The organism is Paenibacillus sp. LX16 (assembly GCF_036252815.1).
Taxonomy (GTDB): Bacteria; Bacillota; Bacilli; order Paenibacillales; family Paenibacillaceae; genus Paenibacillus; species Paenibacillus polymyxa_B.
Genome location: NZ_CP141152.1, coordinates 2,643,407 through 2,667,020, shown reverse-complemented (window position 1 = coordinate 2,667,020; position 23,614 = coordinate 2,643,407). Strand labels below are relative to the sequence as shown.

The following is a 23,614-nucleotide window of genomic DNA, read 5'->3' as shown; positions in this document are numbered from 1 at the left end:
ATTTATAGGCTTTCATAAAAATGCTTCATCTCTTCGAACTCTTCCAAATCCAGATCATCTGCCCCTACGTCTGTTGGTGTCAGTTCCTGACCGGACTGATCAAGGCAATGACGAATGGTATTCAACAGGTGTGTTTCGAAGCGGGAGAAAAGTTGTTTGACCGTGCGCTTTTCATATGCATTCCTGTCATAGGATATACGGATACTTAATTTTCCGTCCTCCAACCGGCTATCCATATAAAGAGCATAAGATGAACCATTAATCACATCCTTGGTACCTGGTCCAATTTCAGCTTGCAGCGGCGATATAGAAAAATAAACCGATTCCGGGTGTGGGGAGTCTATATAACGGAAACCAATTTCCGGATGACGAAAACGTTTAGAATCCGTTGGATTGCTGGCTTCGGTCAGATATCTCAATGCACCGTAGCCCAATCCGTGATTTGGAACCTGCCGAACCGTTTCCTTCACACGCTTGAGCAACAGCGCTATATCATCCGCAGATTTGATGTCCAGTACAACTGGATACACGGACGTAAACTGCCCTACCGTTCTGGAGATATCCAGCGAATTTGTTTCAGCCTGCTCTCGGCCAGGGTTCTCCACGTAGAGTGCAATCCGTTCTTGTCCTGACCATTCGGACACTGTTTGCCCCAGTACGGACAGCAGTACTTCCTCCGGCACGGTATTATAGGCATGATTGACCTGTGTCATCAGATGCTGGGTTTCGTCAGTTGATAATTGCAGGTGGAGCTGATGTGTTTGTCTCTCCGATCCAGAATCCATAATGACTTCATGGTCTTTGGGAAGCGTTCTCCACTCTGACAACTCTATCTTGTTCCAATAGTCCTGCTCCTTGAGCAGCTCTTTACTATTCGCATAATGCTCAAGATGCTCTGCCCACGTTTGGTAAGCGTTTGTTTTGTCCGGTAAAACAATCGTTTCCCCATCCAGAGCTTGTCCGTAGCCTGTTGCCAGATCTTCGAGCAAAATATTCCATGAAATGGCGTCAGCCACTAGTGGGTCTACAGCAAGGAAAAGATGATCTCCGCTATCCAGACGGAAAAGCCCTGCCCGAACTCGTGGTCCTTCAAACAGCCGCAGGCTGCTTTGAATCCGTTGACATTCAGCTTCCATCTGGCTGCGTGCTTCGCTTTCCGTTCCCGTAAGCGACAGTACCTCCAGCGTGATTAGCTCCTCATGCAGTCCTTTGTGAGCTTGCGTAACCGACTCGTCAGCCTGTTGTAATAAGCCAAGGCGCAGAGCATCGTGGTGCTCTACGATTTTCTTCAATGCGGCTCGCAATGGCTGCTCATCAAAGCCCGACTTTGCCAACAGCAGTACCGACATTGCGGCAGGAAGTGCCTCGGATGCTGGATGCCGTTCAAACCCATCGAGTAGATGTCGTTGTATCGGTGTCAGTGGTACTTCTCCATCTATCGGACCTTGCTCTATCGGACGGGACAGTGTTTCTGCATAGCCGCTCAGGATTTCAATGGACGGATGCTCCAGTACGTGTCGGATATCCAGTAAATACCCGTGGAGACGCATGCGTGCGATGACTTGAACTGCTTTAATCGAGTCGCCTCCGAGCAGAAAAAAGTTATCCTGAATGCCCACCTGATCGCGTCCCAAAACATCTTGCCATACGGCGGCCAAAGCTTCTTCCACATCATTTCGCGGCGCTACATAGGCCACATCCGGTCGGAATAGCTTTTCAGGCTCCGGCAATGCTTTTCGGTCGGTTTTTCCGTTCGGTGTCAACGGTATCCGATCCAGAAACACGAAGTAAGACGGAACCGAATAATACGGGAGCAACTTGGCGGCATGTTCATGAATGACCGTTAAGCTTGGTGTTTCTTCTGTATGCAATACAATGTAGGCACACAAGACGGATTCTTGCTCTTTGTTTTGATATACAGTGACGACAGCCTCTTGAATTGCAGAATGGCTCATCAAAGCATTTTCAACCTCACCCAGTTCGATCCGGAATCCACGTACTTTCACCTGATGGTCGATTCGGCCGATAAACTCCAGATTTCCATCTGCTTTCCAGCGAGCGAGGTCACCCGTTCTGTACATTCGTGTCCCTATTGAAAATGGATTATCCACAAATTTTTCTGCCGTCAAATCCTCGCGGTTCCAATAGCCACGGGCCAGCCCTTCCCCTGCAATGCATAGCTCGCCCGGTATACCGATTGGCTGTAATCTGTTCTGCGCATCCATGATATAAATGTGCGTATTCGCAATGGGGCGTCCAATGTCAATCTGATTGGCATGGGTAAGTTCCTGCACTGCCGACCAAACCGTCGTTTCCGTAGGTCCGTACATGTTATAAATACGGGGGCCGTTCAATTTCTGCAATGCCTCCAGCAGCCTGGGTGGAAGCGCTTCTCCCCCAACCATAATTTCCTGTACACCTTGCAGCGCACGGGAGCCTTCCTCATGACTCAGCAGCATGTGCAGCCGGGATGGCGTCATTTGCAGCATGTCAATATGATGTGCAGTAATCAGTTCGCCAAGTGCCTGAGGATCGACCTGATGATAGCGGTCGCCTAGCACGACGGTCATTCCGCCCAGCAGCGGCAGAATCGCTTCCAAAACGAAAATATCGAACGAAATAGTGGTTAGCGATAAAATCGTTTTGTTCGCTGCAAAGTCGATCACTTCACGCATTCCTGTAATAAAATTCAGCACCGAGCGATGCTGGAGCATAACTCCTTTCGGATTTCCGGTTGAGCCAGAAGTATAGATGACGTAAGCCAGATGCTCCGGCTGAGCAGTGGCTTCCAGATTGGTCCTTTCCCTTTGATATACTTCCTCATCTTCAATAAACAGGGTGTTGGCGCTGTAATGGTGTTCTCCTACCAGATCGCGACTGGTCAGGAGTACGGCAGCCTCACTGTCACTCAGCATATATTCAATACGGGCTGACGGATATTCAGGGTCGATAGGCACATAAGCGCCACCCGCTTTTAGCACGGCCAGCAGACCGATAATCATTTCCGCCGAACGCTGCACCATCAGACCAACTAGCTTATCGGGTCCTACACCATGCGCTTGAAGTACCCGTGCCAGTGAGTTAGCGCGTTCGTTCAACTCCCGGTAGGTCAGCCGCAGATTTCCGAACACCAATGCTATATGATCCGGCGTCTGTACGACCTGCTTTTCAAACTGCCCGTGGACTGTCTCATGGTACGGGAAAGGTACGACGGTATCATTAAAACCGGTTAGCAGCAATTGCTTCTCTTCATCAGATACGATCGTAATATCGGCCAACCGTACCCGGACATCCTGCGTCACCGTTTCCAAAATTCGCACAAAATGCTCTGCCAGCCGTCGGATGGTCTCCGGTTTAAACAGCTTTGTGCCATACTCCAAAGTGAAGGACAAACGTTCTTTTTCCTCGGTCACATGCAATGAAAGATCCACCTTGGATATACCCGCGTTGAATTCTTCCGGTTTAAAACGAATGCCTCCTGTTTCCAAAACATCTGTGCCGACATTTTGCAAACTGAACATCGTATCGAACACCGGGTTTCGACTTACGTCGCGTACCAGTTCCAGTTTGTCTACAAGCTCATCAAACGGGTATTCCTGATGCTCCAGTGCCAGCAGCGAGTTTTGCTTAACCTTCTGCAAAAAGGATTGGAACGTAAAAAAAGATCGCGGCTGATTGCGAAGAACCAGCGTATTGACGAACATGCCAATCATCGTTTGCGTATCCACATGCCGTCTTCCGGCAACAGGTGTACCCACGATAATGTCCTCTTGACCAGAATATTTGCCCAGCAGGACATTATAAGCCGCCAAAAGTACCATAAAGATCGTAGATTCGGTATCTTGGGCCAATTTGTAGAGTGTGTTAGTAAGTTTGGATTCCAAGGTGACGGTCAAGCTGTCACCTTCAAAGCTTTGTGTTTGTGGACGTGAAAAGTCCGTAGGTATATTCAGTATAGGAAGCTCGCCATTCAAGGTCTGGAGCCAATATGATTCATGCGCTTGCAATGCGTCGTCAGTGATCTGCTGCTTCTGCCAAGCAACAAAGTCTTTGTAATGAAGCTGAATGTTCGCAAGCTGTCTGCCCTGATACCGTTGAATGATTTCATCTAGCAGCACGGCCATGGAGAAACCATCGGACACGATGTGATGCATATCCACTAACAGTATGAAGCCACCTTCGATAAATTCGTACAGTTCGGCGCGGAATAAAGGAGCTGTTCCTAGGTGAAAAGGCTGAACAAACAAGGTCCGAGCCTGTTTTGCTTCTTCCTTGGAAATGCGGGTACACGGGATGTCGAATGGAATCGTGTCCCGAACTTTTTGTACCACTTCTCCGTCTTCCAGATCGAAATACGTCCGAAAGGATTCATGACGCAAAATAACTTCCCTAACGGCTTCAATGAAGCGGGGAACCTCCAGATCTCCCTCTATGAAAAGCTGACCTGGTACATGATAGGCCTTTCCACCTCCCAACTGATCAAGCACGTACATTCTCTTTTGAGAAGAAGATACCGGATAGAAGGCTTGCGATTTCACAGATACAATCGGTTCGTAGGTCTTCTTTGTTCCACCCGCAATATATGTAGCCAGCTCTGCAATCGTTTGAAGCTCAAAAATGTGGCTAAGTGGAATGTGTACACCCAGTTCCTTATTGACTCTCGACAGAATGACCGTCGCTTTTAGTGAATCACCGCCCAGTTGAAAAAAGTTATCGTCATAGCTGATATCCGTTACATTCAGAACGTCCTTCCAAATGTTCACGAGTTGATCTTCTACGCCGTGGTTCTCAGAAGCGGTGTCTGTTTTAGTGAATACACTTGCTTGTCTCGGCTCTGGCAAAGCCTGTAGATCAGGCTGACCATCCGGCAGAAGAGGAATATGATCCATAGGAATCCAAAAACGAGGCTGCGTATAATCTGGAAGAATTTCGATTACACCCTTTTTCAGTGCGTCTTCTTCCCATGGCTTCGATGCGTTTGCGACCACATAGGCGGTTATATATGAGACTTTTCCAGCTTCGTCCGTTTGCGGTGTAATGACGCAGGACTCCAATTGGAAAGTTTGCAGTAGATGTTTCTCCAACTGCTCCAGATTAACCTGATGTCCGCGAATGTGGATAGTCCAATTCAAATTGCCAATATGCCGCAGCTTGCCATCGTTTTCCACGTAAGCCCATTCCCGGGTCGTTCCCAACAGACCTGCTACTGAGGCTTGATACACCTCCCCTGCTGTCCCAACAGGTGCCAAATGCTTGTAGACATCGAGGACGCAAAGATAGTTTCCGTTGGCATCGGTATTTGCTGCCCATGCAGCTCGAAGTTGTTCGTTCTCCGGCGCACGGAGTAAAGTCAGCGTAGAAACGCGAGCCCCTTCTTCCTCTACAATAGAATGCAGCAGATTCAGGAAATATCCTGACCAGGCTTCGATAATGTTTGGCTGAAAAAGATCCAAATTGTAGTCGAAATCAAGACGTAATTGTTTCTGCGCCTCTGTCACGTTCAAAAACAACTCGTATTTGCTGAATGACACCTCATTCTCAACGAGTTCTGCTTCCATTCCATGGAATTGAAAACGCGGAATCGGTCGATCCATATTGAATACAGCGTTAATGACAGGCAAATGCCTCAGCCCCAGCTCAGCGAGTCCGGCAAAGCTGTACTTTTGAAATCTGTCCAGTTCATTCATGCGCTTTTTGACCGTTTGGACATGCTCCGTAAAAGTAGCATCAGGACGCACTTCGCTGATCATCGGAAGCAAGTTGACACAGTTGCCGATCAGAGAGAAGGCGTCCATATGGGATTGTCCTGCGGTGGGAACCCCCACCGTTACTTCCTGCTGCCCTGTCAGGCGATGTAGAAAAATCTGAAAGGCGGACAGCAGCGTTATAAAAAGACTGCTGCCTAGCTTTATGCTGGCAGATCTCAATTGTTTAACGAGCTTCGTTTCGAGCATTATGGTATGTCTGCTTCCTCTGGAAGACGGAATATGTATTCCCCTCACCGGAGATGGCAGATGGAGGACAGGCTGCTGCTTTTCTAGCACTGCCGACCAAAAAGCAAGGGCCTCTTTTTTCCCTGCTTTCAATTGATCCTGCTGCCAAACAACGTAATTCCGAAAGGGAACTGGATCGGGAAGGTTGTAGTCAGCGTGTCGGACAAGCGCAGAATAGATGTGTTCCAATTCCTGAATGAATACACTGATTGACCAGCCATCCGCGATAAAATGATGAAACGTAAAAACACCCAGATGCTCTTCATCCGATATTTTCAGCAGATGAATTCGGAATAATGGCTCGCCTGGCGTCATGGCAAATGGGGTTTCACTGTCCTTGATCATCCATGCCCGGATATGTTGTTCCTGTTCATCTGGGCGATAACTGGTAAAATCATGAAGCGGGATTTTCGCTTTCATCACAGGAGCGAACACCTGAGTTTCCCTATCGCCGCTCATAAAGATATGTAAGGCTTCATGACGGTTTACAATGGTCTGGACAGCTCGGTTGAACGCCTGCTGCTGAAGTGGACCACGAAACCGCAACAAGGCGGTTTCGTGTAAAGATTGAGAGTCACTTCGATCTGAAACAGAAGCGAACCAAAGCTGCTTTTGCTCTGGAGTTAACGCAATAATAGTTTCTGCTGCTTCAGCCTCTGGAGGTACGGTTACAGGTACAGGTTGCTTTCCCGGGCCCGGGCCGTTTCCATTCGGGGGCGGGTCCGGTAAAAATCCCCCTTTACGCAGCTCGTTCACGCTATCCTTGACCGCTTGTACGATTCGCGCAATATCTTCCTCGGTATGAGCCGTGGACAAGAAGCAGTTTCGTCCCTCCCAGATATAGATGCCTTTGTCCAGCATGTGATAGAAGAACAATTCCAGATCGCCTTTGAGCACGAAGCGGAATAGGGAGCCAAAGTGAACGACCTTCATAGGTACGCGTTCGTCAGTGAAATAGCTGTTCAGCTCCGCTGCTAACGCCGAGGTGCGGCTGTTCAAGCGATTTTGCAGTTGCTCGCCATGCTTCTCCAAATGATCCAGCACCGCTAAGGATGCAGCCATTGCCATCGGATGATGGCAGAAGGTTCCTGCCACAAAGGTTCGCTGCTGCTCATGCTGCGGATAGGAATCGTCCCCGAAGCTCCACGTGCCTCCGTCGATCCCGTTCATAAAGGCGGCTTTTCCGGCTACGATGCCGATGGGCAGCCCGCCGCCAATGATTTTACCGTAGGTCACGAGGTCGGCTTGTACCCCAAACCACGCTTGGGCTCCTCCGGGCTGAATCCGGAAGCCTGTGATGACTTCATCAAAAATGAAGGCAGTACCCGACTGCTCTGTTATCTGGCGAATTTCCTGCAAAAAGGCTTTAGGCTGAAAATCTGGTCGGCGGCTTTGCACCGGCTCCACTATAACCGCGGCCAGTTCATGCGCATGGGTGCGGATATAATCCAGAGAATCGTCCGCCCCATAATGAAGCACGACGACATCGTCCACCATATGCTGCAAGATACCTGGAGCTAGAGGTGTCGAATGCTCCTTGTCATCACCCGCGCTCCCCAGTGCCAGCACCCCGTCGAATGTACCGTGATACGAGCCAGCAAAAATGACGATTTTAGCTCGTCCTGTGGCAGCACGTGCCAAACGGAGCGCGACCATGACGGCCTCCGTACCGGAATTATACAGGGCAATTCGTTCCACACCGGTCATCTTGCATATTCGCTCGGCGACTTGCCCAGCCATGTTGGACATGGGGCCGATACACATGCCGTTCTTCAACTCTTCCTCAATTTTTTCACGAATAAAGGCTGGATTGTGTCCGAACAGATTTACACCAAAGCCCATCGTCAAATCGACATATTCATTGCCATCCAGATCCCAGATTTTAGACCCATCTGCACGTTGGGATACAATTTGATACACCATTTCCTTCAAAACAGGCCGGAAACCAGCCACATTACGGTTATTGGCGTATACGGAGCGATACTGCTGGGTGTACTGTTTGGTGCTACGCGTACGGGCCGTGTAGCGCTCAATCAGCTCTTGCAGGTGTTGTTCCTGACGGAGCGAAAGCAATTCACGTGCTTTAACATCCAGCTTTTTATAAGGCGTATACGGCTTGGCTTCATTGCCTATCTGCTTGGAAACAGCCTTTACGGATGGTGCTGGTGCTAATGCAGCCGCTACTTTCTGCTTGGATTCGGTACGGATGATCTGCGCACTTTCACTACTTGCTGATAGCAAAACGCCCGTTTCCGGGTTAAATGGCTCTGAAGCTATTACGGATGCAGATGGCTGATGCCGGAGAACATCGAGCTGCTGTGACATCAGATGTAGCTGTTGCTCCAAAATTCGCTCTACAGCCGCAGGAGCTGTAGCGATTGGAAAGCTTTGAGCCCGTGTTTGCCCAGCCGTATCTATGGCATAAACGGATGTGGCAGCCGGAACAGGGGATTCTTGAGACGGTTGGGTTAACGGGAAAGCTGCATGATCAACCTGATTCAGAGTTGTTTCTGGACGATTTTCCACAGATTGGACCGGGGTTTCAGCGGAAGTGAAAATGCTCACCCGCTCTGCTACGTAGCTGGCCAACAGCTCCAGCGTGGTCAACGATTCGAAAAATTCGTTCATTGGAACTTCCAGTCCGAAGGTATCCTTGATACTGTGGCGAACCTGGGACAAATTAATGGAATCCAGCCCAAGCTCCAGAAAATGTGTTTGTGGCTCCAGTTCCTCCGGGCTGAGTTGGGACACGTTACCGATCATTTTCGCTAACTTTTGAAGAATAGATGATTTGTGCTGATCGGTAGCAGATGCTGGCGCTGAATACTCGTTCCCCATAATTCCAGACTCCTTTACTGTTGAGTTTTCATGAACTGGTACATTCCGTTCCGTTCGAACCTGTTCGGGTACGTTAATCCAGCATCTTTTCCGTTCGAATGGATACGTAGGCAGAGAAACCTTTTTATAGTGCTTACCTGCATAGAGGGCATTCCAATCGATCTGCGCTCCTTGCACATACTTGGCAGCCAGTTGCTCCAGTGATTGCAACGTGTCCAAGCTTCCAGTGACCATCTCTGCGCCACCTGTGCTATCCGCTTTCCCGGTGTATACGCCTTCGACGACTCTGCCTTGTTCGTGCAACTGAAGCACCTTCGCTTTCAACGCATCCGCCCCTACGGCAGCTACAGCAATCCGGTGATTCAGGTGGCTTCTGCCTGTGTTAGCCGTATAGCATACATCCTGCATCACGAGTTCTTCCGCACGTCCGAACCGTTCTGCGTACCGCCCGACCAGTTCGTGCAAAGCGGATTCACTCCGCGCTGACAGGGTCAGCAGCAGTGGTGATGATCTATTGTTGCTGTCCGTTGAGGTTTGATCTAATTCCGTCTTCGCTATATATTCCTCTAGCACCACATGGCAGTTTGTCCCGCTGAATCCAAAGGAACTCAGCCCGCTTCTTCTCGGGAAACCGTTCGTCTTCCATTCCCGCAGCTTCGTATTGGCATATACCGGGGATTCCTCAAAATGGATCTTCTGGTTTGGTGTGCGAAAATGAACGAGCGGTGCAATCTGTTGGTGCTTCATGGACAATACGGATTTGATCAAGCCCGCAATTCCGGCGGCTTCGTATAAATGACCGATATTCGTTTTGACCGTGCTGATCGCCACAAACTGCTTACGCTGTGTATGCTTGCGGAAAGCCTTGGTAATGCCGTCAATCTCAACCGGATCGCCCAGCTTGGTTCCGGTGCCATGTGCTTCGATATAACTTATCGTTTCAGGATCAATCCGTGCATCGCGCCACGCCTGCGAAATCACTTCTGCCTGAGCCAGCGCATTCGGCGCGGAAATACCAATCGTGCTGCCGTCCTGATTGATAGCACTTCCCTTGATCACGGCTAAAATGTTGTCACCGTCTTGTTCCGCTTTGCGCAGCGGCTTCAGTAAAACGGCTCCAACTCCCTCACCCCAGCCTGTTCCGTCCGACTGGTCGTCGAAGGCGCGTGCTCGATCATCGGAGGATTCCATGCCAATGCCCGCTTTCAGCGGCAGCAAAATGGTCTTCACTCCACCTGCCAAGGCCATGTCGCAGTCTCCGCTAAGGATGGATTTGCAGGCCAAATGCACTGCCACGAGTGATGAAGAGCATGCTGTATCAATGGTTAGCGCCGGACCTTTTAGATCGAGCAAATAGGCAATCCTGCTGGAAATAATGGATGATAAATTACCAATGGCAAAGTTCGGCAGCGCGCTCGGTTCCACCTCGGACAACAAACGCTCGTATTCGAAGCTGGTTTTGGAGAAGCCAACATACACGCCGACCTTTTGGCCTGCCAGTTGCTTACCCCCATACCCCGCATCCTCAATCGTGCTCCAGGCTGTTTGTAGAAATAACCGTTGATTCGGGTCCATGAGTGAGGCTTCCCGTGGAGTCAGCTTAAAGAAGGAGTAATCGAACTTGTCTACTTCATCCAGATAGCCGCCTTCTGCAATTTGCATATTCCGTCCTTCCGTATTCAGACGGGAAATGAAATCTTCGGCATCTTTTCTTCTTTCATCGCTGTACGGGCCGATATTGTCAGCCCCTGATGCCACATTCGCCCAAAACTGCTCCAATGTTACCGCTTGAGGAAACTTGCCTGACATGCCGATGATGGCGATATCCCGGACATTTGCTTCCTCCTTGGCCTCGGACTGTGCTGTTGCAGCCGGATCGCTGCTCATGCCCTGACTGGAGATATATGCAGCAAGCTTGGCGATGGTCGGATAGGAAAAGAAGTCCGTCACCTCAATATGAATCCCTAATTGATCCTCCAACACGTCCACAATTTGAACGAGCTGCAAGGAAGTCACTCCGATATCAAAGTAGCTATCGTCCGTCCCGATCGATTTTACATTTAAAATATCCTGGCAGATTCCAATCAGCTTCTGTTCTATCTCTCCTTGAGGCAAGACTGCACGCTCAGCTGCTTGCACGGTTTGAGTGGCCTCAGCCAGTGCTGTCAATATCTCATTAAATTCGCCCTGCTCATAACTCTGGGCTAATTTGAAGCGCTGAACCTTTCCACTGGTTGTTTTAGGAATACGCCGTATCGGAACTATATCCTGAATATGCCAGCCTCCCCGGTAATTCAGATGGCTTTTCAGCTTTTGGACAAGCGGTACAAAATGCTCTATCTTTTTCGTGTGCATCACAAAGGCAACAATACGATCCTGCCTGGTCTGCGCATCATGTACACCGCACACAGCTACTTTCCCGAGATCCACGCCATCCAGTTCTTCGGCAATCCTCTCGATGTCATGCGGGTAGACATTCTGTCCGTTCACGAAAATGATATCCTTGGCTCTACCGGTAATAGTCAGGCGGCCGTTCCGCATAAACCCTAAATCGCCGGTGATAAGCCAGCCATCCTCTGTTTTGACCTTCGCGGTAGCCTCTGGATTGTTATAGTATCCGGATGTCACATTTTTGCCGCGGATCTGTGTGTGTCCAATCACCCCATCTTCGAGCACCTGATTTTGTTCATCGCAAATGCGGACAGAGGTACTAGCCAGCGGATACCCCAAATCCACAAAAGTAAGACACCGCCTGTCGGACTTGTCCACTTCTTCTATAGGTTCACCTACGTGTAACTGCTGCCGATTCAAATGAATGGGGATAAAGGTACTTTTGTCCAGAGGTGGAGAGGAAACGCCCACGCTCGCCTCTGCCAATCCGTAGACAGGCAACATCGCATTTTTATTCAAACCGTGAACACTCATTGCATCCATAAACACATGACAAAGCTCCACAGATACTGGCTCAGCTCCATTTAAGATCATACGGACACTTGACAAATCCCAGTTAGCTGCTGTTTCGGGTTTATACTGATCGAGAAAAAATTTATATCCAAAATTGGGAGAGCATATTTGAGTCACCTTATGCTCCGATACTTTTTTTAGCCATAAAGACGGGCGTCTGATAAAAAGTGCCGTTGGCATAATCAACTGCTTGGCATTAGCGATCACACAGGTTAAATGAAATGCGATCAATCCCAGGTCATGCGTAAGCGGCATCCAGCCCAAATAAGCATCCTTGGAGCTCATGCCCGTTTGATTTGCGATATCCCGAATATTGTAAACCAAATTTTCATGCGTCAGCATGACTCCTTTAGGATCACCTGTAGAACCTGAGGAAAATTGGATAAAAGCTAAATCCTCCGGTTTGGGTATATGGGCAACACCTTTACTCTGATTGGAATAATCGAATATATGGCTTGAAAAAGTCGCTTTTTTAACGGGCTCAAAGGAATCCAGCAGTTCGTGCTGGTGCGAGTATTTTTCTAACTGTTCCAATACCTTGTCATCTGCAATCATATAAGGGCGGGAAAGTGTATTCCAGATTTTAAACAATTTCATTTTATGCTCATCATTATTCCCTATGCTTACAGGAACAGGAACGATTCCACCGAGTAGGCAACCCCAAAATACATTCACAAAGGTATGATTGTCGTCGATCTGCATGATCAGCTCATCGCCAGGTTGTATCCCTTTTTCCTGTAATTCATAAAGTACCTGTGATGCTTGCTCCAGAAGTTTACAGTAGGATACGTATTCCTCTTGTTTATCACCAGAAATAAAGGTGATTCCGTTCTCATCCCGGCTTGCACGGTCTTGAATGATTTCAATTAAAGTTTGAAACTGTTCCATCCTGATCCCTCCTCAATTGCTCTAGCATTACTTTCTGCTCTCCTTCGGAGACCTGTTTGGTTTGCAACATCAGGCGAATACACTCCAAAATCTCCTGTCTTTGCTCAAAAGCAGGAGGTGAACTGCTCCCTGATTCAGAGCTTCGAAGTAATTCTTCCAGTCTTCGAACAGGTAAAATAACACCCTTTCGATAATCATCTTCATTCCAATTGGCATTGGGGGTAGATACCGCCAGTGAAAGGGAACGAGCAACCCAATCACGGATTGAGAAGCGGCGTTCCAGTTCAACGCGATCCAAGTCTCTATCTACGGACAGAAATTCAATGGTAGTGTTTATTTCCTTCGCCAAATTTTTCAGCACCGTTCGTGGACCTAACTCGATGCCTTGTTTCACTCCACGATTCGCCATATACTGCATGGTTTGAATCCAGCGAACCGGGTGAGTCATTTGCAAAATCAATCCTTGACGGATGCTGTCAACATCGGGGTATGGCAGAGCGGTCACATTGGAGATCACGGGCCACAGCGCTTCATTTAAAGTGTATTTTTGCAGCTCTTCGGTCAGTCTATCCGCAGCATGCTGCATAAGCGGACTATGAAAAGGACCGCTGACCTGCAAGCGGGTAATTTGGGCTCCCCGCTGTTCTAACTCGCCAGCTACCACAGCAACAGAAGTGTGATGACCTGAAACGACGTACTGGTTAGGTGAATTGTAACAGGCAATGACAGCAGGCTGATCGACTGTGGAATGCAGACGACAGAATTCTTCTACGGCGCTCAACTCAGCTCCGCGAACGGCAATCAAGCTGCCCAGTCCGGCCACTGCGGCTTCTTCCATGAAGCGTCCCCGCTTTTGAACCAGTCGTAAAGCGTCGCTAAAGGATAGAACACCACTACTTACCAGAGCTGAATATTCACCCAGGCTATGACCTGCTGAAAATTCAGGGATAATCCCGATTTCGTGCATATAACGCCGGAATGCAATGACGTTGATCGTAAGAAGTGCGGGCTGAGTATAGAATGTTCTGGATAGCTGGGTAATCGGACCTGCCATGCATAAAGCTTTCAGATCATATCCCAAAATATCAGCAGCCTCTTCGAACAAACGATCCGCTTCTGTAAAGCCGTTATGCCATGCCGCTCCCATTCCTACATACTGAGACCCTTGTCCCGGAAAAACCAAAGCCATGCGATTCATACCAAACCCCTTTCCTCCCCACAAAGATGTGGCAAAACAATAATGTTTTTACGATTCAGGTGTTAATGTACATATGTATGAAGACAACAGCTGTAGAGATAGATGTAGCAAAAAGCAACAAAACCGATTGTCAAAAAACAGTGATCGATGTGTAAAAGTGAGTTGGTTATAGAGTTGCCATTCGTGGTGTGATTGAGATCAAAAGTCAGGTGTGTGAGTAGACTTGGAAGTGTAAAAACCTTGAGGTATACTGGAGTTTCAGGCTTGGAACCTAAAATTCAGCATCATAGATGAATGTGGTGAGAAATTGCTGAGGTCATACAGGATGTTTTTCCATAAGTAAGTATTAAATGTGAAATATTTTATTTACATAATAAATATGGACTATAAAAATGTCAATATTTTTAAATTCCTTTAATAAGAAAAAAATGTATATGTGACTTTTTATGTTATTATAAACACAAAATAAATTAAAGTATGACGTTATAATGTTAATGTATAAAAATATTATACACACAAACAATACCCTTTTTTGTTTAAAAATCAGGCATTGTTTGTAAATTTTTAATGATTCTTGTAAAAATTTCTGTGTCGTAAGTGCAAGAAACGCATAATGTGTTATATCTGGTGCTTGACAAACCAATTGGTAATACGTTGCAGTCGTTCCACGCGAAGCTGCGGGTGCCCTTTTCGTGAAAGCTCGTGACTTGAAGCTGGAAAACGGACAAATTGCGTAGGTTTCCCCAAACGACGTAATGCTGTAAACAGCTGTTCTCCCTGCTCTATAGGGCATCGCAGATCCTGTTCCCCGTGCAATATGAGCAGCGGTGTGTTGATTTGCTGCACGTAAGCCAGCGGAGATTGTCTCCACAAGAGCTCGCAATCGTCCCACGGATTCCCGCCCACTTCCTCTTCAGTAAACGAGTATCCTATGTCACTCACTCCATACATGGACAGCCAGTTAGATATGGAGCGCTGGGTCACAGCTGCGCGGAAACGATCGGTATGGCCGACAATCCAGTTTGTCATAAAGCCACCATAGCTGCCTCCTGTTACACCCAGCCTTTCCGGATCAATGAATGGAAATTGACGTATAGCCTCGTCCACTGCGCTCAGCAGATCGGTGTAATCGCGCCCGCCATAATCTCCAAGGACGACATTGGTAAAAGACTGTCCGTACCCTCGGCTTCCTCCCGGATTCGTGTAGATGACTGTGTATCCCTGAGCGGCCAGCAACTGAAATTCATGAAAAAAAGAATTGGAATACATGGCATGAGGACCACCGTGAATTTCCAATATGGCAGGATAGGATACCCCCTCCTTAAAACCAGCAGGTTTCATCACCCACCCCTGTACCCGTCGTCCATCCTCAACCTTAGTCCAGAAGCTCTCAGGCACACTGATCGCAATCTCATCAAGCAGAGAATCATTCACTCGTGTCAGCCGTTCCTCAGTTCCTGAATGAATCGCAATCCGGAACAAATCACCTGGTAAAGCTACATCGGTGGAAGCGGCAATGATATGCTGCTCATCCGAAGTAAGCTCGAATTGGTAAATTTCCCGTTCTCCTTGGGTTAAAATTTTAAAAGTTCCATCAAGCGCAAACTGATATACGTGCACATTTCCTTCATGGGTAACCAGCGTATACAGAGATTGACCGTCCGCACTGAAGCGTGGTGGTCCTACATGAAGATGTGAGCGCATGTCGCTCATACCCGCATTACCGAGGTGAGCGTCCAGCGTCTCACTAACGCATACTGCCGTCCCCCCACTGGAAGGAACCGTGTACAGTCGGGTCTGAGTAGCGTCTTTGGCATGTCGATCATGACCGTAAAAGGCAATCGTTGAACCGTCGGGAGAATAAGCAGCACTCTCGATGTGCAGTTCAGAATGGGTCAGCTTAAGCGGTGCTGCTGCATCACCATTTGAAATCACAGGAACTATCGTAAACAAATCATTTTGCTTACGTAAATCCGCATCCTCTTTCGAATGCTCTGCTATTCTGGCGACGAATAAAATACGTTGACCATCCGGTGACCACACAGGCTCCGCCACATCATAAGCGCCGGAAGTCAGTTGAACTGTGTTCCCCGAAGTCACATCAGTTACATACAAGTGATCACGAGTATCATCCCACAGTCCATATCCGTCGGATTTAGCTTTCGTTCGATTAACGACTCGTCCCTTAAGTTGTGCCTCCTGAGTTCCTCCATCGGATGTAGGGCTTGACGGGTTCTCGGCCGTTTTAGCTACAAACGATATGCAGGTCCCATCAGGAGACCAGGCTAATGAACGAACGTTGTTCTCTACGTGTGTAAGCTGTCGTGCCTCCCCCCCGCGTTCTGGAATAATCCATACCTGGCGCTTGCCGTCTGTTGTACGGAGAAAAGCTAGTTGTGTTCCGTCTGGTGACCAGACAGGCGTTTCATCTTTCGGTCCGTATGTAAAGGGTAATGCGCTAGCGCCTTCGGACGATAATAGCCAAATTCCTGAGTTATAATCGGTCCGATCTTTATTAATATGCTGCTCTACGTAAGCGATTTCACCGCTGACAGGATGAATAGCTGGATCGCTAACCCAATGAAGGTGATATAAATCCTCAGCGGTTATACAGCGCTTGGTCGTGCTAGATTGCGAGTCGCTCAAAAAAATCCCTCCTTATATCGTCAGATTTCTACATCTCAGATTTTAATTAATCCGATTAATTTTATATGATTTTAATAAATATACATTTACGTTACTCTTTTTATTTATCTCTGTCAATTTGTCTAGAACTAAAAAAACCTCTCTCAGTCGCTATTGACCCGAAAACACCGTTACTTCGGTTGCTTTCAAGAGAGGGTAGCATTTCATCAATCATAACTGAAAAATAGGAGAAATGGAGGAAGCCTCATTAGGAATAGCAGCCAGTGATCCATTTTCTTTGTGTAGATTCGGCACCTGCTGCCAAATAGTGCTGGGAATCTCTCGCCGCAGTACAGGGATGATATCCTCAGCAAACCGATACAGCTGTTCAAGTTGCTCCTGCTCTCCCAGCCCATCCACGCAAAGAATTAGAGGAAAATAACGGCTCTCCATATTGTGCCGCCAGCTCCGTTGATAATGTGCTGGCGGCACTTCCATGCCATATTGGAATTTGCTGTTGATACGGGCGTGACTGGGTCGTGACCTGATACAGCGGTAACCGATAGTTGCCCTCCCACGTAACCTCTTCCTCGCTCCAGAGCCGCTTGAGCAGACGATAGCGTTCTGCTAGCGACTCTCACTGCTCTTCCTCCGTAATTCCGAACAACGGATAATGACGTGGATCATTGCCTTTTCCGATAATCAGTTCTAATCTTCCACCCGATAAATGATCCAGTGTCGCATAATCCTCAGCTACGCGTACCGGGTCAAGAATACTAAGGCACCGTTACCATCGTCAGCAGACGAATCCGTTCAGTTCTCGCTGCTATAGCGGTCAGAACGAGTGGAGGTGAAGACGACAAAAAAGGCGTACCATGCCGCTCCCCCACACCATACGCATCAAAACCAAGCTCCTCTGCGAGCACAGCCTGCTTTATTATTTTGCTGCGAACTCCAGGCTTCTCCGGTAATCGCATTAGGCAGATTAGCCATTAGGCTGAACAATACAAACTTCATTCGTTCCCTATGATCGCGTCTAATTTTGGTTAGCTGTCTCGGCTTCATTTTTTTCACGAATGTAGGTGGAAAATAATTCAGGATTCACCACTTTACGCAGTAAATGCATCGTCCCGTCCCCTGTTCCATGGTCAAAAGCATGGATACGTTCATACCCCCAACGCTCGTACATGGATAGCAAATAGGGATGCTTTTCCGCAGTCGCCAGTGTCACAGCAGGAGCACCGACCTTGTCACGAATAATCGTTTGCTCTACCCAATTCAGCAGTTTTTTCCCATATCCTTTGCCCTGGGCAGCCGGGTCTACAGCAAACCACATCACAAACGGTAGATCGGTTATAAAATTAAGGGCTCTATTTTTGAGATGGCTAACGGTAGCCTGGATGACACCGTCTACTTCCAGCACATAGCAATCATTATTTTTAATGTTTTCTTGAATGAGAGCAACGTCTGCCTGAGCGGCAGGCCATCGAAGCTCCAACTGCCGAATTGTTTCATACGCCTCATACGTCACATACTGCAATCTTTCTGCGTCCTCCTGGAGTGCCAGACGATAGATTTCACTCATACTAACCCGCCTCCTTATAATGTTTTATAAAACGAGTGAACCACTATATAACTATTCCTATCTATTTAATAAGATATAAAAGTTAACATAACTGTAGCATGCTCACCATTCAGCGACAAATTAATTTTTTCTATAACTCCATTTAAAATAACAATAGCCCCTTGAAAGATGGGAATTGGTTAATCAAAGTCAACGTAAAAAAGCCCGAAAATCGGGCTCCTCTACTTTCTAGACAAATAAAATGCTGGTCTTATCTCCGGCATTCCAAACAAACCATGTATGCTGTATTACTCCGCAGGGGCAGTAAAGCTGCGTTTGGCAAACTCGCTGTCCAGCATATAAAAGGCATTGCTGTCTCTTTCAATGCGCTTAAGCTTCTGGATAACACTGTCGAACAGAGCTTCCTCTTCGACTTGCTCATCAATAAACCATTTCAGGAAATGGATCGTTGCATGCTCACGTCCATCGAGGGCCAAGTCAGCCAGATGATAAAATTTTTGCGTGTTTTGCTGCTCATGCTTGTAGCCATGCTCAAATACGTCCAGCATGGAATCGTAGCTGTTTTTTGGCTCCGGCAATGCAGCCAATATGGCGCGTCCTCTACGGTCATTAATGTATTTATACAGTTTCATCGCATGAAACCTTTCCTCCTCAGCTTGTACCAGGAAGAAGTTTGCAAACCCATCCAGACTTTCACTGGAGCAATAAGCAGCCATCGCCAGATATACGTGAGCGGAGTAAAATTCAAAGTTCATTTGCTCATTCAGAGCCTGTGCCAAATTGTCATTCATGTCTCAGGTCACCTCGGTCATGTATGTAATAATGTAACGATCATAGTGTACCACGAATCCGATCACAAAAAAACGGACGGAAGTGAATTCAACATTCTCACGTTCCGCCCGTAATCTCTACAATTAGTTTACAATCAAGGCTCCAGACCCCAGACACGTTTGTCATTTATATACAAAGGTGCTTTGTCCCAATCCGTATAAGATGTCTTGGTTGGATCGTAGGAAAAATCATCACTTTCGTTATAGTTGCTCCAGTCCGTCTTGTTCATGCGAATCTGAATGTCCCCTGTGTTTTCCCCTGCTGCCAGACTTCCCGCACCAGCTCCAAAGGAGATTTCCAGATAATAATCTGCGCCTGTAACGGCCTTATCCAGTTTCACAAGACGTCCCTGAACGTTACTACTGCCCAACTGTGCATAGTCACAATGGAATTCCTGTGACTTGTCGCCATCTACGGTGTAGTAGTATCGCAGCTTGACATTTTTCAGATCAACGGCCTCTTTACCCTTGTTTACAATACGGAACAGTGGCCGAATCTGATTATCTCCCGGGTTGGTGTCGCCCACGCGGTATTGGGCAATCACATCTCCCGTTGCTGGAATGGGTGCTGACGTAGGCTTGGCACTGACCTCGGCAGAATCCGGGCTGGTTCCTAAAGAATTTGTTGCACTTGCCACATAATAATAAGTGGTTTCATTCACCACTCCTGTATCCTTGTAAGTGCTGTCTGTTACCGTTGCTACTGTGGTATAAGGGCCACCACTGGTTGTCGAGCGCTTGACTGTATAGCTATCGGCACCCGTCGCTTTGCTCCAGGTCAGTGTAACCTGAGCATCCCCTGCGTTTGCCTTCACATTTGCCGGAGCTTTGGGAGCTGTAGGCTCGGTTGGTCCACTACCGTTAATGAGACGGTCATACTCGGCATAAGCCGTTGCCATATCAACTTGAGACCAGAAACGGTGATACGTAAATTCTGGAGCGCCTTTATCCCATTTTTTGGTCTGCTTGTTCCATGAAGTCGTGTATTTATCTTTAAGATAGGACCATTGCGGATCTTTGGTGATATTAGGGCGGATATCGCTGTAGCTGGAATACGTACCATTGCCGCCCTTGGACGGATCAGACGGTATAGCGTCGGTGCCAGGGATCGTGTTGCCTTGCCCAGTCTTACCACTCCAGCCGCTCGGGATATACACTTCTTTGGTAAAATAACGATAATAATCCTCGCGCGCTTCCTTCGTTGTAATGCCTATACCATCGTTATACCCCCATGCAGCATCAAGCAAAGCTTTAGACAGATCCTTAGCTTCCTTGCCTAACTCGGAATAGTCTCCTTTTTCAGCTTTCGTTCCAGCAGCAAAGAAAGTAAGTGCTTTAACATAGCTGCCCAGCACTCCGGCATCCTGCCCCGGATTCTTTGTTACCACATGGAGATTTGTATTCCCTTTATGATTGGCAAATCCGTTCCAGGTTTCAGGCTTTCCGCTCCATTCCAGATTACTCGGCAGCCAGAACTCACCTTTAGCCGCTGTAGTAGCCACTTTCGGATTCTTGCCACCCAGAATACGCTTACCTTGAGCGTCCAAATAGTATCCCTGTGCATCAGTCACAGGCCGTTCGTTGGCAAATACATAGCTCTTGGACCACGCTATCCAGTTTTCCGTCACTTGTTTAGCCATTTTAAACTGCTCGGACGAAGTATCCCCTTTCTTGGCTAAAATGTAGTACAGCTCGGCAACCCGCTCGACAGGCCAAGCCTGCATCCCGAACCAGTTGTTCGACGGTGGATCGTTATATACAGGAGCCCCTGTATAAGCCATGCCATAAAAGGTACTTGTGCCAGATGGATAAGCCTTGTAGGCACCATCCCAGCTATTCGTCGCTCCGCCTGCAATAGCCCCCTCATCGGATTGCAGCCAAGTATAAAACTCCAGTTGGCGCTTCAGCGAGGTCGCCCAGTCCTGTCCCGCCGTTGGTGAATTCGGTATTAATCCACCATCTTGATCGGACAACGCATACGCTGCGACGACATTTTGGTAGCCCTGATGTGCATGGCTGGCACCAATACGCCAAGCCCAGTTGCCGCTTTGGCCAAGTCCGCCGCCCCAGGCTGTATACCATGCCATCAGATAAAAACTAGCATCCTTGCCCGTACCAGCAATTGGACTTCCATTGGAAGCGCTTCCGGTTTTCTGGAAGTATTTATCGTACATGCCGTACCGCAAAAAGTCTCCCATCTTTTTGGCTTTATCCAAATATACGGAGTTGTCATATCCCAATTCCTTAGCCCAGTACATCGCTTGAACTGCCCGTGCATCCGCATCGGTGGCATTCGTGTAGCGCCATTGCTGTGCCGGGGCATTATTTTCCTTAGTGAACAGGCTCATAAAGCCTTCATTAGGCTTGCCAAACTTATGATTATCTTGTGATGGATGCGGTACAGCCTCCCAGACTGATTCCTGTTCCCCACGCTGGAAGGTGTTTACATAGGCAGCAGTATGCGACGGATTCAGAAGATTGCCGAAGCCGTACCAATTATCCACATCCAACAACCAGTGCATCAGATAAGTCTGGTTGTTGCCATAGGTTGCCTTCAGCTCAGAGTCCAGTGGATCCTTGCCAGCACCATACTGACCACTCAGACGGCTTGGGTACTGATCCGGCTGCGAATATTCTGCGGCATAAGTGGCGGGGCTGTTCGGATTATAGTTACTCATGGTCGGTTGCTCTTCCTTACCGTCGCCTTCATTAACAGGAATGATATATTTCTCCATGTTGTCCCATGCAGATTCCAAATGCCCCCAATCCCCGGTATAATGACCGTACAGCACTTCCAGCCACATCCAGTAGCTGTACGCTTCTGAAGTTGTCAAGTGTCCGTAATCCGGAGCCTCGCTCATAAGCGTTTCAACGGAATGATAAGGGATGCCTTCTTTTGAAAAGTATCCGCTAGCCGGATCCTTCAGCTGTTTATACAATTGTAGAAAGCGTGTCGATTCCGGTGTTGCGGCTGATGCACGGTCGGGTCCTGCCTGAAATAAGCCCAAGGTTAACGGAAGTACCAAAATGGCTGACATGACCATAGAGACAGATTTCCTGAACACTGATTTTCTGCTGATCACTTTTGCATTCATCCTCTCCATTATCAATTTTGGCTTTACACAAGATTTTATTCCAAAAAACGACAGCACAAAAAGACAGCATCATCACCTCACTTTCCCATAAAAAAGGTGGAGGACACGCTGTCTATTGCTCCAAATGCTTCGCATTGGCCCTGGAAAAAATATACCACACTAGGCGCCAAATGAGAGTCGAAAAATTCTATAAGTTTAGAGATTCACAAGGAAAATTGACGAAATCGATTGGAATCGGTACTATTTCACAAGGAGGCGTTAAAACATGAAAATTTTGCTATTGCTTGGTTGTATCGTGATGTTTTTAGCCGTAGCTTTAGGAGCGTTCGGCGCACACGCATTGAAAAAGAGACTTTCCGTAGACATGATGAGCATATTCCAGACAGGAATTCAATATCAAATCGCTCACGGACTGGGTTTGCTGCTGCTTGGAGTTCTTGCTGACAACCTTGTCCATTCTTCTCTCATCGTTACCGCAGGCTGGGTTATGCTGGTGGGTATTCTCCTATTCTCTGGAAGTCTGTATGCCCTTAGTATATCCGGTGTGAAAAAGCTTGGGGCAATCACCCCCATTGGCGGGTTGGCTTTTTTGGCAAGCTGGGTCATTGTAATCGTGGCGGTTGTGCAAGGTTAAAGAAGGATAAAGGAACAGAGACTTGGAAAAGGAGGCGCTTCCAAGTCTCTCAATTATTAACGTAGCATTACTGAGTATATGAAAGAATACATTATTTCGTCTGCAGTTGTTGCGCTTTCTGAGCGGCTATCCGATGACCTTCGATATAACGTCTGGATTCAGCCATCTCATGCTCCTGAGCAGCTTCCATAATAATATGAACCCCCGGCTTGTACTGCTCCAGCAGTTCCATGTAAAGGCCATAGTTCATGTCTCCAAAACCCGGCGGCACCGTCTCAATTTCACCTGACGATGACAACCGCCGGTCTTTGGCATGCGCTGCGATAATCCGGTGGCCCAGCAGTTGGAAAGCTTCGCGGATGATATCATCCTGCTGCGCCAGATTTTCCGTTTTCAGCAGATTACCCGGATCAATCACAACACCGATGTGTGAAGAAGGGACTTCCTCTAGAAAGGTAGCCAACTCTACGGCTGTTCCGACCAAGTGATCGTTTGCAGCTTCCAATCCTACGAATACGCCCCACTTCTCTGCTTCATCTGCTAATTCACGCACTACTTCCCTTACAACTCTCCAGTCACGTTCCGTATAGGCGGTACCATCCTCATTACGTCCGACTTCAGCTGCAACCATGGGTGCTCCTAACAGACCCGCATATCGGATCAGCTCTTTGAAGCGCTCTACATTTTCACGCAGCAATTCCTCATCCTGTATAAAAAAATGCAAATAGCACCCGAGCACCGATATGGATACACCATGCTTACGAAATTCTTCTGCGATAGACAGTGCCAATCCCGGATTGAACTTACCCGGTTTATTAAAATCCACATCACTGATCGCTCTCCACGGAGCCAGCTGAACATGAGTAAAGCCCGCTGCGCCTACCTTTGCAGCCAATTCGCGATAGGGCAACTTGCCAAACAAATGTGCCAATACACCTACTGTCACTAAAAATCACCTCTTGTT

Annotated in this window: 9 protein-coding genes and 1 pseudogene; 1 reads left to right on the top strand and 9 read right to left on the bottom strand. The window is 47.9% G+C overall.

The genetic code is table 11. The annotated features are described in order from the left end of the window. Positions 1–2: 2 nt before the first annotated feature. From T3H97_RS11965 to T3H97_RS11935, 8 genes and pseudogenes are all read right to left on the bottom strand, one after another. Positions 3–12,683 (bottom strand): non-ribosomal peptide synthetase, encoded by a 12,681-nt coding sequence (locus T3H97_RS11965; protein WP_328802647.1) that lies wholly within the window; start codon positions 12,681–12,683, stop codon positions 3–5. Continuing rightward, entirely contained in the window at positions 12,658–13,881 is a 1,224-nt protein-coding gene (fabD, locus tag T3H97_RS11960) for an ACP S-malonyltransferase (RefSeq protein ID WP_328802646.1), read from the bottom strand. Before fabD ends, T3H97_RS11965 begins: the two co-directional genes overlap by 26 nt. Before the next feature lie 618 nt (positions 13,882–14,499). After that, on the bottom strand, positions 14,500–16,527 hold the full coding sequence (locus tag T3H97_RS11955; protein WP_328802645.1) for a S9 family peptidase: 2,028 nt from the start codon (positions 16,525–16,527) through the stop codon (positions 14,500–14,502). Positions 16,528–16,737: 210 nt separating this feature from the next. Next, on the bottom strand, positions 16,738–16,959 hold the full coding sequence (locus tag T3H97_RS26405) for a hypothetical protein (RefSeq protein ID WP_442955656.1): 222 nt from the start codon (positions 16,957–16,959) through the stop codon (positions 16,738–16,740). After that, positions 16,931–17,523, bottom strand: a pseudogene (locus tag T3H97_RS11950) (LLM class flavin-dependent oxidoreductase); the annotation flags it as partial. The pseudogene T3H97_RS11950 and the gene T3H97_RS26405, both read right to left, overlap by 29 nt. A 19-nt stretch (positions 17,524–17,542) precedes the next feature. Next, a complete protein-coding gene (locus tag T3H97_RS11945; RefSeq protein ID WP_328802644.1) occupies positions 17,543–18,091 on the bottom strand; it encodes a GNAT family N-acetyltransferase in 549 nt (182 codons plus the stop codon). Between the two features lie 287 nt (positions 18,092–18,378). Then, complete coding sequence (locus tag T3H97_RS11940; protein ID WP_328802643.1) at positions 18,379–18,882, bottom strand: ferritin; 504 nt, start codon at positions 18,880–18,882, stop codon at positions 18,379–18,381. A 134-nt stretch (positions 18,883–19,016) separates the two neighbouring features. Then, entirely contained in the window at positions 19,017–21,965 is a 2,949-nt protein-coding gene (locus T3H97_RS11935; RefSeq protein WP_328802815.1) for a glycoside hydrolase family 48 protein, read from the bottom strand. Positions 21,966–22,281: 316 nt separating this feature from the next. On the opposite strand from T3H97_RS11935, the gene T3H97_RS11930 reads away from it, so the two are divergent. Continuing rightward, complete coding sequence (locus T3H97_RS11930) at positions 22,282–22,650, top strand: DUF423 domain-containing protein (RefSeq protein ID WP_025721785.1); 369 nt, start codon at positions 22,282–22,284, stop codon at positions 22,648–22,650. A 91-nt stretch (positions 22,651–22,741) separates the two neighbouring features. Here T3H97_RS11930 and T3H97_RS11925 read toward each other — a convergent pair whose 3' ends face one another. Beyond that, positions 22,742–23,596, bottom strand: a complete 855-nt coding sequence (locus T3H97_RS11925; protein ID WP_328802642.1) for a sugar phosphate isomerase/epimerase family protein — start codon at positions 23,594–23,596, stop codon at positions 22,742–22,744. Positions 23,597–23,614: the final 18 nt, after the last annotated feature.